The organism is Chthonobacter albigriseus (genome assembly GCF_013839445.1).
GTDB lineage: Bacteria > Pseudomonadota > Alphaproteobacteria > Rhizobiales > Pleomorphomonadaceae > Chthonobacter > Chthonobacter albigriseus.
Genome location: NZ_JACDIT010000002.1, coordinates 281471 through 295341, shown reverse-complemented (window position 1 = coordinate 295341; position 13871 = coordinate 281471). Strand labels below are relative to the sequence as shown.

Here is a 13871-nt window from a genome sequence, read left to right as displayed (position 1 = left end):
GCGACGGCCTCGCCCCCACGCCGTCACTCACTCGAAACGCCGTCGCCACCCCCACGCCGTCACCACCCCAGACGCCGTCACCACCCCACGGCCCCGTCCGTCCCACCTCCCACCGTCATGGTCCGCGCAGGCGGACCACCCACGCATTTTTCCAGCACCACCCACTCTCGCCGACCCCACCACTCCGTCCCCGGAATGCGTGGGTGGTCCGCCTGCGCGGACCATGACGGCTCGGGTAGAGGCATAAGGGCAACGCATCCCGCCCCTCCATCACCCCGCGTCGCCGACCGTCGCCCGGACCACGCACACCAGACCCTCCGGCCGGTAGCGCATCTCCACCGTGCCGCCGAAGTCGGCCGACAGCGTCCGCTCGATCAGTCGCGAGCCGAACCCCTGCCGCTTCGGCGGGGACACGCTCGGCCCGCCGCTTTCCGCCCACACGAAATCAAGCATCGGCACCAACCCCGCCGTCTCGATCGACCAGCGGATGTCCACCACGCCTGCGTCGTTGGAGAGCGACCCGTATTTCGCCGCGTTGGTCGCCAGTTCGTGCACCGCCAGGGCCAGCGACAGCGCCTGCTTGGCGCTGAGGCGCACGTCCGGCCCCTCGGTGCGGAAGCGGCCTTCGCCGCCGCGGTGCGGCTCCAGGGCGGCGTCCACCACGAAGCCGATTTCCGCGCTCGCCCAATTGGTTTCGGTGAGGATGTCGTATGCGCGGCTCAGCGCGTGGATCCGCGCCTCCAGCATCGCCCGGGCCTCGTCCTTGGACGATGTGGTGCGGAAGGTCTGCGACGTGATCACCGCCACCAGCGACAGCATGTTCTTGATGCGGTGCTGGAGTTCGGCTGTCAGCAGCTCGCGTTCTTCCTTGGCGCGGCGCTCGTCGTCGATGTCGATCACCACCACGCAGCCGCCGATCACCGTCCCGTCGCGATCGCGCACCGGCGCTCCGTAGACGCGGATCCAAGCCCGCGTTCCGTCGCCCCGCTGGTAGTGCGCCTCCAGGGTAGTGGACTGGCCCTGGAGAGCGGTGCTGAGTGGCCACTCGTGGCCCTTCACGCGCTCGCCGTTGGCATGCCAGCCTACCCAATCATGGTAGGTTTCGATGCTCGGCGAATAGATCACGGGGTGGCGCAGGATCGTCTCGATCCGCTGGTTGCCGAATACGATCCGCCCCGATGGCAACTCCGCAAAGAGGGCGCCGGCGGGCATATTCTCGACAATCGCCTGAAAGCGGGCGCGCTCGTGCGCGAGCTGTCCGAGCAGCCGAGACCGGTCCTCTTCCGTTTGCCTGCGTTCGTTGATGTCGATGAGAACGCCGGGAAAACGCGACGCGCGGCCGTCCATGTGTTCGCAGAAGCCGTTCGCCTCCACCCATCGCCAGCTGCCGTCCGACTGCCGCACCCGGTACTCCGCCCGATAGGGTCCGGAGTTCGCCAGCGCGGATCCGATCTTCTCGTTGACATCAGGCATGTCGTCCGGATGGATCGACTGGGTGACGTCGGCCAGCGGCAGACCCTCCCGGCACTGGTCCGGGTCGAGGTCGAACGACCGGGCGAAGCGTTCGTCCGCCGTGAACCGGTCGGCTTTCACGTCCCATACCCAGGTTCCGATGATCGCTCCGGCGTTGAGCGCCAGTTCCACTCGCTCGTTGGCGAGCTTGAGCGCCGTTTCCGCCCGGAACCGCTCGGTCGTCTCCACCACGATGCAGAACACGCCGAGCGGCCGGCCGTCGGCGCCCGGGATCGGACTGTAGTCGAGGTTCAACGTCACGTTCTCCGCGACGCCGTTGCGGAAGAGAACCAGCGGCTGGTCGCGGTAGGAGAGGGTGCCGCCCTCGTGAAAACAGGCGCGGAGCACGTTGGCGTTGAAGTCGGCCACCTCCGGCCAGCCCTCCAGCACCGCGCTGCCCAGCAGCCGCGGATGGCGGCCGCCGGCAAAGCCGGAATAGGCGTCGTTGTAGATCATCACGCCGTCGGCGCCGAACAGCAGCACGATCGGCACCGGAGACGCCAGGGCGATCTCGACGGCCGTCCTTACCTCGCTCGGCCACTCCTGCTGCGGCCCGAGCGACGTACGCGCCCAGTCGTACCCGTTGATCAGCGAACGCATACCGCCCCCTTGAAGGGGCACGCCGCATTCACGAACCCGATCCCGCCCGCGTCACTGAGATCCATGGTCCGCGAACATTCTTTGACGCGCCCCAGCGCCGCCGCACATTACCGGAAGCGCGCGGATACATCCAAGTAGCTCTATGTAAAAAAACCGACAGCGTTGCGAGCCGTCACTCCCCACGCGGAAACCGCTGGTTCTCCTCCAAAACGTTCAGATCCATGTGGTTACGCATGTAGCGCTCCGAGGCTTTCTGCAGCGGCTGGTGGTCCCACGGGAAATAGGAACCGTTCCGGAGCGCCTCGTAGACCACGTGCCGCCGTGCCTGGCTCTCCCGGACCGCGGCGTCGAACGCGCCGAGATCCCAGCGCGCGGCCACCTGGGCGGCAAGGTCGGCCTCCACCGCCGCCACCTCCGGCCGCCCGGCGAGATCGGTGAGCTCATGCGGATCGGCGGCGACGTCGAACAGCATCGGCGGATCGGCGGGGCAGGCGGTGTATTTCCACCGCCCCTCGCGGATCGCCACCATCGGCGCGATCGTCCCCTCCGCCGCGTACTCCATCAGCACCGGGGAGCGCCGTTCCCCTCCATTGGCGAGCCCGACGAGGCTCTCCCCGTCGGTCCAAGGCGCCACCTGGTCGAGGTCGATTCCCGCCAGCTCCGCCAGCGTCGGCAGCACGTCCAGCGTGGAGACGGGCGCCTCGACGAGGCCCGCCTTCATCCCCGGCGCGGCGATCATCAGCGGCACGCGGCAGGACCCCTCGTAGAAGCTCATCTTGAACCACAGCCCGCGCTCGCCGAGCATGTCGCCATGGTCGGAGACGAACACCACGATCGTCTCGTCCAGCATCCGTGTGCGGGCGAGCACGTCCATCAGCTCGCCGATCTTCTCGTCGATGTAGGAGATGTTGGCGAAATAGGCCTGCCGCGAGCGCCGCACCATCTCCGCCGTGATGTCGAACCGCTGCGAGTCGCAGGCGAGCCACAGTCGCTTGGAATGGGGATCGAGGGCCTCGAAGGGGATCGGCCCCACCGCCGGCTCCAGCGCCGGGCTGTCGGCGTAGAGATTGAAGAACAGCCGCCGCGCCACGTAGGGGTCGTGCGGATGGGTGAAGCTCACCGTCAGGCACCAAGGCCGTTCGTCGTGCCCGCGCGACAGGTCGTAGAGCTTGCGCGTCGCGTTGTAGGCCACCTCGTCGTCGTATTCGAGCTGGTTGGTGATCTCCGCCACCCCCGCGCCCGTGACCGAGCCGAGGTTGTGGTACCACCAGTCGATTCGCTCGCCCGGCTTGCGGTAGTCCGGCGTCCAGCCGAAGTCCGCCGGGTAGATGTCGGTCGTCAGCCGCTCCTCGAAGCCGTGCAGCTGGTCCGGGCCTACGAAGTGCATTTTACCTGACAGACAAGTATGATAGCCCGCTCGCCTCAAGTGATGCGCGAAGGTCGGGATGTCGGAAGCGAATTCTGCGGCGTTGTCGTAGACCCGTGTCCGCGACGGCAGCTGCCCCGACATGAACGACGCCCGCGCCGGCGCGCAGAGCGGGCTCGCAGTGTAGGTGTTGGCGAACCGCGCCGACCGGTCCGCAAGGGCTGAGAGGTGCGGCGTCTTCAGGAAGCCGGCTGGCCCATCGGGCAGAAACGTCCCGTTCAACTGGTCGACCATCACGACGAGGACATTCGGTCGGCGGCTCATGGGTGCATCAACTCTCTGCAATCGTTGGCTTCGTTGACCCCGACCGTAGCACGCCGGCCGACATCGCCGTCGAACGGAGCCGACATTCCGGTCCGTCGAATGCGCGACTCACGCGTCCGCGCCGCGCCGATCGTAGGCGGCCTGCGAAGCCACCACCGTGTCCATGTGGGCCTCCGCCCAGAGCCGCAACGCGTTGGTTGTCTCGGCGAGCGACGCCCCAAGCGGCGTGATCGAATACTCCACCGTCACCGGAACGGTCGCGAACGCCCGCCGCGTGACCAGCCCGTCCCGCTCCAGGCTTTTCAGCGTCTGCGACAGCACCTTCTGCGACAGCCCGTCCACGTGCCGTCGCAACTCGTTGAACCGCATCGGCCGCTCCGCCAGCAGCCCCAGCAGCAGCACCGTCCATTTGTCCGCGATCCGGTCCAGCACCGCCCGCGTCGGGCACTCCGCCTCGTAGGCGTTCCAGTTCGCCGCCACCATCACCCGTCTCCATCGGTTACCTCCCGGTGACCAGATCACCAGAAGGTGCCTTCTTTACAGCTGCACAAGTTTAACACACTTGGTTTCCATCTGAAACCGAGTGGAGTCTCCCTCATGAAGATCGCTGTCATCGGTGCCTCCGGCCGCGCCGGATCCGAAATCGCCCTCGAACTCGCCCGCCGCGGTCATGCCGTCACCGGCATCGCCCGCAACGCCGGCAAGGTCCCCGCCGCCGCCGGCATCACCGCCGTGTCCGCCGATGCCGACGACCCGGACGGCCTCGCTGCCGCCCTCAAGGGCCACGACGCCGTCGTCAGCGCCATCATGTTCCACGCCAGCGATCCCCTGAAGCTGATCGCCGCCGTGAAGGCCTCCAGCGTGAAGCGCTACCTCGTGGTCGGCGGGGCGGGCAGCCTGGAGGTCGCGCCGGGCGTCCGGCTCGTCGACACGCCCGAATTCCCCGCCATCTACAAGGGCGAGGCCCTCGCCGGGGCCCGCTTCCTCGACCTCCTCAAGGCCGACACGGACCTCGACTGGAGCTTCCTATCCCCCTCCGCGCTGTTCGACGTCGGCCCGCACACGGGCGCGTTCCGCCTCGGCACCGACCAGTTGCTCGTTTCCGCGGAGGGCAAGAGCTTCATCTCCTTCGCCGACTACGCCATCGCGATGGCCGACGAGATCGAGAAGCCGGCCCACGTCCGCCGCCGCTTCACCGTAGGCACCTGACGCCGCGCGGGCGGGGATCCGCTCCCCGCCCGCTCCCCCTGTCCGTTCGACAAGTCGTGAAGCCGCACGGCGCGATCGCTGCTGGCATTTTGCTGCGCTGCGTCTATCTTCTGGCTCGCCTTCCGAAACGGACTCATCCCGGACATGACCACTCCGCCCACCGCCGTCCAGGTCACGGACGATGACCGCCGTTCCATCGTCATCGGGGCGCTGCTCTGCATGTTCCTGGCCGCGCTCGACCAGACGATCGTCGCGCCCGCGCTGCCGACCATCGGCGCGACCCTCGGCGATCCGGCCTGGCTGTCCTGGGTGATCTCCGCGTACTTCCTCACCGCCACCGCCGTCACGCCGCTCTACGGCAAGCTCGCCGACCTGCGCGGCCGCCGGCCGGTGCTGTTCGCCGCCGTCGGCATCTTCCTGGTCGGGTCGGTCATCTGCGCGGTCGCGCCGTCGATGGGTGTGCTGATCGCCGGCCGGGCGGTGCAGGGCCTCGGCGGCGGCGGGCTCATCGCGCTCGCCCAGACCATCATCGCCGACGTCGTCGCCCCGCGCGAACGGTCGCGCTACATCGCCTTCATCTCCGGCGTGTGGGCCGCGGCAAGCCTCGCCGGCCCGGTCGTCGGCGGCGTCTTCGCCGAGCACGTCCACTGGTCGCTGATCTTCTGGATCAACCTCCCGCTGGGGGCCATCGCGCTCGTCCTGTCCGAACGCGCCCTTCGCAAGCTCCCCACCATCCGCCGCGAGCATGCGCTCGATTGGCTCGGCGCGCTGCTCGTCGTCTGCGCCACCGTCGCGCTGATGCTGGCGATGACCTGGGGCGGCGTCCGCTACGCCTGGACGTCGCTGGAGATCGTCGGCCTCGTCCTCGCCGCCGCTGCGCTTTTCACAGCCTTCGCATTTCACCTCCTGCGCGTGGAGGAGCCGCTGCTGCCGCCGCGCGTCCTCCGCAACCCGGTGATCGCAGCCGCCTCCACCTCGCTGTTCTTCTCCATGACGGCGGGCATCGGCCTCTCCGTCTTCATCCCGGTCTACTTCGAGCTCGTCCAGGGCATGGGCCCGGCGCAGGCCGGTGCCGCGCTGGTGGTCTACATGGCCAGCACGGTCGTCGGCGCCAACCTCACCGGCCGCTACATGGGCCGCGCGGAGCACTACAAGATCGCCGCCGTCGGCGGCAGCGCGCTCGCCATGCTCGGCCTCCTCGTGCTGGCGGTGGTGGTCCCCTCCGCCTCGGTGTGGACGGTGCAGACGCTGATCGCCGTCATCGGCATCGGCCTCGGCTCGCAGTATCCGGTCACCACCGTCTCCGTGCAGAACGCCGCCGAGCAGCGGGACCTCGGCGTCGCCACCGCGGCGCTCTCCTTCCTGCGGTCGCTCGGCTCGGTCATCGGCGTGGCGCTGCTCGGCGCCATCCTGATCGGCCTCGGCGTCGTCGACAGCATCGGCGAGGCCTCCGGACCCCTTCGCCACGACCCGGCCGCCGCAGCGGCGGCAGCGGAGGCCTTCCGCTGGGTGTTCGGCGCCTGCGCGGTCACCCAGCTTGTCGCCACCGGTTTCATGATGCTGATGGAGGAGCGGCCGCTCCGCAGCGGCCGCACCGCGCCGCCGCCCGTCACCGAATAGCCGGAACGCCCGCCGTCTCCGTTCGTTGAGGTCTTGAGCCCCAACCAGAACCGGAGACATCCATGGGCAAGCAGTTCCCCGAACATCAGGACGTCGCGCCCGGCGAAGAAAGCACCTTCGCCAACGAGGGCGACGCCGGCGTCTACGACGCGCCCAACCTGGAGACCCCCACCGGCGAGCAGGAACGCCCCGATCCGGAGGACATCGACCCGAACAGCCTGGAAGCTGACGACGCCGTCTGGATGGACGTCTCCGCCCAGCCGGCCAGCGTGACCACCGGCCACGACCCCACCTCCGGCTACGATGAAACCCCCGACGGTCTCAGCGATCTGGAGGAAGCCGTCCGCCAGCAGGCCGAGGACCGCGCCCTCGGTGACGACGAGGACTTTCTCGCCTGAATCCACGCCCCGCTGTCGTCCTCCGCGACGACCAGCCCTCCCTCCCCGAGCCGGGGAGGGACAACGGCCAGCGCAAATCCCGCCGTCCCGCGCCGCACGGCCCATCCAGCCCGCCATCTCCGACGTCTAAGATATGCAGTAATCACAGGAGAGCCCCGGCACCCCTGGCGGCGCATGCGCTTGTTCGGTCCGAAAACCGCGGAACGGAAGGAGTCTTCCTTTCAGATCAACCGTCTGTTCAGCACTTGTGTGCTCTTCATATGCGCCGCAGCACGCGCCGAAGTAGCAGCACGGGCTGAATGCATGCGAATGTCGCCGAGCCTAGCCGCCCGACTCCCTCGGGCCGATTTCTGGAAAGCCAGCTCATGAGGGTGCGAATGTCGGGGGATCGGGAAGCCGAGCGGCTGGCGGAACTGCGCGCCTCGCGCATCCTGGACTCCGCCGCTTCGCCCGAGTTCGAAGCCGTGGTCGCCCACGCCTGCGCCATCTTCGATGTCCCGCATGCCTATATCGCCCTCATAGACGAGAGCCGCGTTTGGATGAAGGCCGCCTGCGGTTTCCCGCGGGCCGAACACACCCGGGAAGACGCCTTCTGCAGCCGCACGATCGGCGGCGACGACCTGGTCGTGGTGGAGGACATCGCCACCGATCCCGAGTTCGCGCGCATCTCCGGCCGGCTCTCTCTCGACACCCGCTTTTATGCGGGCGCCCCGCTGGTCGTGCGCCCGGGCGTCGCCATCGGCAGCCTGTGCCTGCTGGACAGCAAGCCGCGCCGGTTCACGCCAGCCCAGCGGACCGCCCTGAAGCATCTGGCCAGCGTCGTCACGGGCCTCATTCGCGGTCACCGCCTCGCTCAGGAGGCGATCGAACTCGCCCAGGAGGCCGATGCCCAGCGCTTCGTGCTCGACGAGCACCGCCGAGAACTGGAGCTGCGCGAGCGCCGCTTCCGCCAGACCGAAACCATGGCCCGGGTCGGCGGCTGGGAACTCAGCCTCGTCACCGGGGGAGTCACCTGGTCCGACGAGGTCTACCGCATCTACGACCTGGAGATCGGCACCCCGGTCGACAGCGAAGCCTTCCTCGCCATCTACCCTGGCGCAGAGCGTTACCGCTTCGAGGAGATCCTTGAGCGCTCCGTGCGCGACGGCAATGGCTTCGACGCCGAGTTCGAGGTGCTGACAGCGGCCGGCAATCGCCGCTGGATTCGCTGCGTCGGCGACATCGAGATCCACGAGGGCGAAGCCCACCGCCTGTTCGGTTCGATCCAGGACGTGTCCGAGCGCCACCGGGTCGAGGCGCGGCTTTGGCAGGTCGCCAACACCGACGCGCTCACCGGCCTCGCCAACCGCCACCGCTTCGAAAGCGAGCTCGCCGACTGCTTCAACGGGCTGGAACCGACCGGCATCGGGCTGATGATGATCGACGTCGACCACCTCAAGGAGGTCAACGACACCCTCGGCCACACGGCCGGCGACGAACTCATCCGCACCGTGGCCGACCGCATCCAGGCGCTCGTGTCGGGGATCGGCTTCGTCGCCCGCCTCGGCGGCGACGAGTTCGCGGTCATCGTCAACGAGCCCGGCGGCCAGGAAGGCCTCGCCGCGCTGGCGGAGAGCATCCTCGCCGCCATGCAGCCGAGTTTCCGCTGCCTCGGCCACACCATAACCCCCAAGGTGTCGATCGGCGGCTCCATCGCCCAGCCTGGCTCTACCCCGGAAACCCTGCGCCAGGAGGCCGATCTCGGCCTCTACCACGCCAAGGAGATCCGCCGCGGCATCTATGTCGCCTTCCGCGAGGACCTGCGCACCGCCATCACCCGCCGCGTCCACACGCTGAAGTCGGTCGAGGCTGGTCTGTCGGAGGGCCGCGTCGTCGCCTGGTATCAGCCGGTCATCTCGCTTTCCACCGGGCGCATCGTCGGGGTCGAATCGCTTGCCCGCATGGAGATGCCGGACGGCTCGGTGAAGTCCGCCGCCCAGTTCGCCTCCGCCTTCGAGGACGCCCGCGTCGCCGCCAAGCTCACCACGCGCATGCTGCAGCGGGTCTTCGACGATCTCGCCACCTTCGACGCGTCGGAGATCGATGTTCCCCACGTCGGCATCAACGTCGGCATGCACGATTTCCGCGCCGGGCACCTCGCCGAACGCATCCTCGCAGCCTGCGACGAAGCGGCTGTCCCGGTCTCCCGCCTTATCCTGGAGGTGACCGAGCACGTCTTCCTGTCCCGCGGCGCAGATGCCGTCTCCCGCACCGTCGCCCAGCTGCGCGACCGCGGCATGACCGTCGCGCTTGACGATTTCGGCACCGGCTACGCCTCGCTCGCCCATCTCGGCACCTTCCCGGTAGACCTGATCAAGATGGACAAGAGCTTCGTCAAGCGGATGATCGGGGACGGCCCCGGGGCGGTCATCTCTGCCGCTCTGGTCGAACTCGCCCACCGGCTCGGCATCCGCGTCATCGCAGAGGGCATCGAGACCGCCGGACAGCTGGACCGTCTTTGCGAACTCGGCTGCGAAATGGGGCAGGGCTACTTCTTCGCCCGTCCGATGGCTGTCCCGGACCTCCTGCGCTTCATGGAAACGTTCCGCCCCCGTCCCGGTCGCGCCGGGCCCGTCCTCCTCGCCGCCCGGGCCTGACCGTCAATCCCCGCCTGTGATCGTCGCGATCGCGTCCGCCGTGAGCTCCCGCCGGGACTCCGGCCGGAAGTACATCATGTGCCCGCCCGCGTAGTTGACGAGCCGGATCGGCTCCGCGCCCTTCAGCGTCGGCAGTTGCCCCACCAGGTAGGACGAGGCGAAGTAGGGCGTGATCAGGTCGGTGAAGCCGTGCGTGATCAGCACTCGCAGCGCCGGGTTCAGCACCCGCGCCTCCTGCAGGTCCTCCAGCACGCCCGCATAACCCTGCCGCGACGCGCTCGTCCCGTAGTCCCAGCGCCCGGCGATCTCGCCGTTCAGGAGTCGGTAGGAGATGTCCGTCTTGAAGCCCAACTCGTCCCGCACGTAGGTGACGAACGCCGAGGTCAGCACCGGCACGCTGCGGTCCAGCACCGGATCCGGTCCGAGGCCCCGCCCGCCGCCGGGTGTCGCGTCCGGGGCCGAGATCGATCCGTCGTAGCGGCTGAGCACCTGGCCCGCCGCCCGCTCGAACTCCTTGGCGAACACGCTGGTCGGCACCCGCGCATTGTGCCGTTCGACGAGCTCGCGCGGCAGCCCGATCATCCGCGCCACCGTCTCCGACGCCGACTTGCCGCCGCTCTCCAGCCCGCCCGAGATCGCCGCAACGTAGGGCCCGCTCGCGTAGGCCTCCACCTCCTTCAGCCGGCTCGCCAGCGTGGCGCTGTCGGTCACCCCCTGCCGCTCCAGGTTCACCGCGGCCATCGCAGGCAGCGGCAGCGCCCAGGTCAGCGGATTGTAGTCCTCCCCGTAGAGCAGCGAGAACTCCAGCGCCGGCGAGATCAGGATGGCGGCCACCGGCGCGATCCCGATGTCCTCCTGCAGCGTCTTGGCCAGCAGCGCCGCCCTGAATCCGCCGTAGCTCTCCCCGGCGAGCACCACCGGCGCTCCGGTTCGCCCGGACTTCTGGAGCCACAGCCGGATGAAGGCCCCCATCGCCTGCTGGTCCGCGTTGACGCCCCAGAAGCGCGAGTCCCCCTCCGACCCCGGCGCACGGCTGTACCCGGTTCCCGGCGGGTCCACGAACACCAGATCGGTTGCCGGCAGCCAGCTGTCCGCGTTGTCGATCAGCCGCGAGGGCGGCGGCAGGAACGATCCGTCCGGTGCCGTCGCCAGCACCCGCGGCCCGATTGCCCCGATGTGGAGGTAGGCCGACGCCGCGCCCGGCCCGCCGTTGAAAACGAAGGTGACCGGCCGCTTCGCCCCGCCCGGCGGCGCATCCGCCGCCACGTAGGAGGTGAAGAAGATCTCCGCCGTCACATCGCCGTTGCCGCCGCGGATCGGCAGCGTCCCGGCCTCGGCCGTGTAGTCGATCGCCCGCCCCGCGATCGTCAGCGTGTGCTGCGTCACGGAAGGCTTGGGGATCAGCGCCAGGATCCCTGACGTCGGCCGCGCCACCTCCTGCGCCCATGCCGGCGCGCCGGCGCCCTGCAACGCCACCAGCCCCGTCAGGGTGGCGGCCATCATCCGTGCGGCAATCCCGTTCATCCGATCCTCGCGACCTCGGCCCCCATCCCTATCTGGGTCGCCGTCCCGCCGGAGCAATGGTCGGCCGCGCCGCGTCGTCCGTCTGGCCACGGTTCGGCCCATCTCCCGTGCTCTCCCATCTCGCGGATGGGGCTGTCTGGAGAATCACGTGCGGCGCGCGTTGCTCGGTCTTTGCCTGCTCCTCATCGCCGTCCCGGCCGCCGCCCAGATCCTCGAACCGGGCGGCCGGCTGTTCCGCCTGGATCCACCGGTCGAGCGCGAGCCCCTCGCGCCGCCCCCTGGCTACGACGGGCCCTACGACGACCCTTTTGCCGCCGACGAGCCGCCGCCGAGCATCGACGAGGAGCTCTACGGCGGGCCGAGCGACCTCTACGGCCCGTACCCCGAGGGCCCGCCCGACTACCCCGACGACGGCATCAGCCCCAATGAAGGCTACGGCGCCCCGCCGCCCGGCTTCGAGACCGCCCCGCCGCTCGACGGCGGCGCCGTCGGTCCGCCCCCCGGAGCGCCAGCCGAAACCCCCATCCCCAGCGTCCCGGATCCGGTGGCGCCCGCCCAGGCCGCCCCGCCGACCCTGTCGCCGAAAGAACTCGTCGAGGCGGTCGACGCCGCCGAGTTCATGCCCTCCACCGACCTCGGCGCCCGCAGCGGCGGCAAGCTCGTCCAGAGCCCCCTCGTCGTGAAGCTCCAGATCCTCCTCGACCGCGCCGGCGTTTCGCCCGGCGTCATCGACGGCTACTACGGCTTCAACGTCCAGAAGGCCGTCGCCGCCTTCGAGGCGATGTCCGATCTCCCCGTCGACGGCGTCCTCGATGCCGAGGTCTGGGCCCGGCTGCAGGCGATTTCCGCGGCGCCTGTTCTCACCAGCTACGAGATCACCGCCGACGATGTCGCCGGACCGTTCGTCCCGGACCTGCCGACCGACTATGCCGAACTCGCCAAGCTCGACCGTCTCGCCTTCCGCGGCCCGGCCGAGCTCCTTGCCGAGCGCTTCCACATGGACCTCGACTTCCTCCGGCAGATCAACCCGGCCGCCGACTTCGCCGCCGCAGGCACCCGCATCATTGTCGCCGACCCCGGCCCGCCGGTCCGCGAGCGCGTGGTCCATCTTGCCGCCGACAAGCGCACCAAGCAGCTCATCGGCTACAGCGCCGCCGGCCGCATCGTCGTCGCCTATCCCGCCACCATCGGCAGCAGCAACCTTCCGTCGCCCTCCGGCCGCCATGTCGTCGAGGCCGTCGCCATGAACCCGGAGTACTGGTACCGCCCGGACGTCAACTTCAGGCAGGGCAACAACACCAAGCCGCTGCGCCTGCCGCCGGGTCCGAACGGCCCCGTCGGCGCCGTCTGGATCGACCTCAGCGAGCCCACCTACGGCATCCACGGCACGCCTGATCCGGACCGCATCGACAAGGGCTTCAGCCACGGCTGCGTCCGGCTCACCAACTGGGACGCCGCCGAACTCGCCCATCTCGTCTCCAAGGGCGTGCCGGTCGACTTCGTCGAATGAGCCATCTTTTCGCGCGGGCCGATCCGTTGCCGCCTTCGCGCGTTACCCTTGCGTCATAGCCGGAGGTTCGCATGGCCACTCTTCGTCGGATCGGTTTCGCCGCGTTGCTCCTTGCTTTCTCGGTTCCCGTGTCTGCCGCCACGCCACTCCCGCCCGAAAAGCCCGCCGATCCGCCCCCCGCCGCCGAGCCCCCCAAGCCCATCCCCGCTCCTGAGCCTCCTGCCGCCCCCAAACCCGACCCCGCTCCGACCGCCCCCGAACCTCCCAAGCCGGACCCCGCTCCGGCCGCCCCCGAGCCCGTCAAGCCCGACGCCGCTCCAACCGCCCCCGAGCCCCCCAAGCCCGACCCCGCTCCGGCGACGCCCGAGTCCCAAAAGCCCGACACCGCTCCGGCCGCCCCCGCCGACGACGCCGTCCGCAATGTGCCCGCCGACACGCCGGCCCCCAGTACCGAACTCGCCTGCCGCCTTCGCCTGGAGCGTCTCGACGTTTCATTCAAGCCGATCCCGGCCATCGCCGAGAAGGACTGCGCCGTGGAGGATCCGATCGAGGTCACGTCGGTGGGGCAGGGCATCGCCCTGGAACCCGCCGCGACCCTCAACTGCGAGGCCGCCGAATCCCTCGCCCGCTGGGTCGCCGAAGTGGTCGTCCCCGAAGCCGCCGACCACCTGAAGGCCCGCCCGACCGCGGTCGCCCACGCCTCCGCCTATGTCTGCCGCCCGCGCAACGGCAAGGCTGGCGCCAAGCAGAGCGAACACGCCACGGGCAACGCCGTCGACATCGCCTCCATCGCCTTTGCCGGCCGTCCCGCCATCCCGATCGAGGACGACGGCTCCGATGACGAGGAGGTCCGCGCCTTCCAGAAGGCCATTCGTACCGCCGCCTGCGCCTACTTCACCACCGTCCTCGGCCCCGGTGCCGACCAGGCCCACGCCACCCACTTCCACCTCGACCTCCAGTCCCGCAACAACGGCTACCGCATCTGCCAGTGATCCCGCCACGCGCCAACCCCCGCGCCTCCCCGCCGCCCCCGCCGCCTCCCGCCCCCACCCCTCTGCCGTCATGGTCCGCGCAGGCGGACCACCCACGCCGTTTTCCGCCCCCGCCCACCATCCGCTCACGTCCCTCCACCGTCCCCCTTGACCACGCCCCCCGTCCTCTGCTCAACCCGT

General features: G+C 69.5%; 10 protein-coding genes. 6 read left to right on the top strand and 4 right to left on the bottom strand.

Going from position 1 to position 13871, the window contains the following annotated elements:
* Nucleotides 1-270 precede the first annotated feature (270 nt).
* From HZ321_RS09495 to HZ321_RS09485, 3 genes are all read right to left on the bottom strand, one after another.
* On the bottom strand, nucleotides 271-2112 hold the full coding sequence (locus HZ321_RS09495) for a PAS domain-containing sensor histidine kinase (RefSeq protein WP_181702044.1): 1842 nt from the start codon (nucleotides 2110-2112) through the stop codon (nucleotides 271-273).
* 172 nt (nucleotides 2113-2284) lie between these two features.
* Nucleotides 2285-3802, bottom strand: coding sequence for a choline-sulfatase (betC, locus tag HZ321_RS09490; protein ID WP_181702043.1), 1518 nt, complete (start codon nucleotides 3800-3802; stop codon nucleotides 2285-2287).
* Nucleotides 3803-3910: 108 nt separating this feature from the next.
* Nucleotides 3911-4285, bottom strand: a complete 375-nt coding sequence (locus HZ321_RS09485) for a winged helix-turn-helix transcriptional regulator (protein WP_181702042.1) — start codon at nucleotides 4283-4285, stop codon at nucleotides 3911-3913.
* 114 nt (nucleotides 4286-4399) lie between these two features.
* On the opposite strand from HZ321_RS09485, the gene HZ321_RS09480 reads away from it, so the two are divergent.
* From HZ321_RS09480 to HZ321_RS09465, 4 genes are all read left to right on the top strand, one after another.
* On the top strand, nucleotides 4400-5011 hold the full coding sequence (locus HZ321_RS09480) for an NAD(P)-dependent oxidoreductase (protein ID WP_181702041.1): 612 nt from the start codon (nucleotides 4400-4402) through the stop codon (nucleotides 5009-5011).
* Between the two features lie 144 nt (nucleotides 5012-5155).
* On the top strand, nucleotides 5156-6631 hold the full coding sequence (locus HZ321_RS09475) for an MDR family MFS transporter (protein ID WP_181702040.1): 1476 nt from the start codon (nucleotides 5156-5158) through the stop codon (nucleotides 6629-6631).
* A 62-nt stretch (nucleotides 6632-6693) separates the two neighbouring features.
* On the top strand, nucleotides 6694-7029 hold the full coding sequence (locus HZ321_RS09470) for a hypothetical protein (RefSeq protein WP_181702039.1): 336 nt from the start codon (nucleotides 6694-6696) through the stop codon (nucleotides 7027-7029).
* Nucleotides 7030-7406: 377 nt separating this feature from the next.
* Nucleotides 7407-9665, top strand: a complete 2259-nt coding sequence (locus tag HZ321_RS09465; protein ID WP_181702038.1) for a putative bifunctional diguanylate cyclase/phosphodiesterase — start codon at nucleotides 7407-7409, stop codon at nucleotides 9663-9665.
* A 3-nt stretch (nucleotides 9666-9668) separates the two neighbouring features.
* Here HZ321_RS09465 and HZ321_RS09460 read toward each other — a convergent pair whose 3' ends face one another.
* Complete coding sequence (locus tag HZ321_RS09460; protein WP_244635746.1) at nucleotides 9669-11189, bottom strand: S10 family peptidase; 1521 nt, start codon at nucleotides 11187-11189, stop codon at nucleotides 9669-9671.
* A 148-nt stretch (nucleotides 11190-11337) separates the two neighbouring features.
* Here HZ321_RS09460 and HZ321_RS09455 point away from each other — a divergent pair, with 148 nt between their 5' ends.
* Together HZ321_RS09455 and HZ321_RS09450 are read left to right on the top strand one after the other, a co-directional pair.
* Complete coding sequence (locus tag HZ321_RS09455; protein WP_181702037.1) at nucleotides 11338-12699, top strand: L,D-transpeptidase family protein; 1362 nt, start codon at nucleotides 11338-11340, stop codon at nucleotides 12697-12699.
* Nucleotides 12700-12770: 71 nt separating this feature from the next.
* Nucleotides 12771-13691, top strand: coding sequence for an extensin-like domain-containing protein (locus tag HZ321_RS09450; RefSeq protein ID WP_181702036.1), 921 nt, complete (start codon nucleotides 12771-12773; stop codon nucleotides 13689-13691).
* Nucleotides 13692-13871 lie beyond the last annotated feature (180 nt).

Coding starts and splice junctions, on each gene's coding strand:
- HZ321_RS09495 (WP_181702044.1), bottom strand. CDS start 2,112: ATGCGTTCGCTGATCAACGGGTACGACTGGGCGCGTACGTCGCTCGGG.
- betC (WP_181702043.1), bottom strand. CDS start 3,802: ATGAGCCGCCGACCGAATGTCCTCGTCGTGATGGTCGACCAGTTGAAC.
- HZ321_RS09485 (WP_181702042.1), bottom strand. CDS start 4,285: ATGGTGGCGGCGAACTGGAACGCCTACGAGGCGGAGTGCCCGACGCGG.
- HZ321_RS09480 (WP_181702041.1), top strand. CDS start 4,400: ATGAAGATCGCTGTCATCGGTGCCTCCGGCCGCGCCGGATCCGAAATC.
- HZ321_RS09475 (WP_181702040.1), top strand. CDS start 5,156: ATGACCACTCCGCCCACCGCCGTCCAGGTCACGGACGATGACCGCCGT.
- HZ321_RS09470 (WP_181702039.1), top strand. CDS start 6,694: ATGGGCAAGCAGTTCCCCGAACATCAGGACGTCGCGCCCGGCGAAGAA.
- HZ321_RS09465 (WP_181702038.1), top strand. CDS start 7,407: ATGTCGGGGGATCGGGAAGCCGAGCGGCTGGCGGAACTGCGCGCCTCG.
- HZ321_RS09460 (WP_244635746.1), bottom strand. CDS start 11,189: ATGAACGGGATTGCCGCACGGATGATGGCCGCCACCCTGACGGGGCTG.
- HZ321_RS09450 (WP_181702036.1), top strand. CDS start 12,771: ATGGCCACTCTTCGTCGGATCGGTTTCGCCGCGTTGCTCCTTGCTTTC.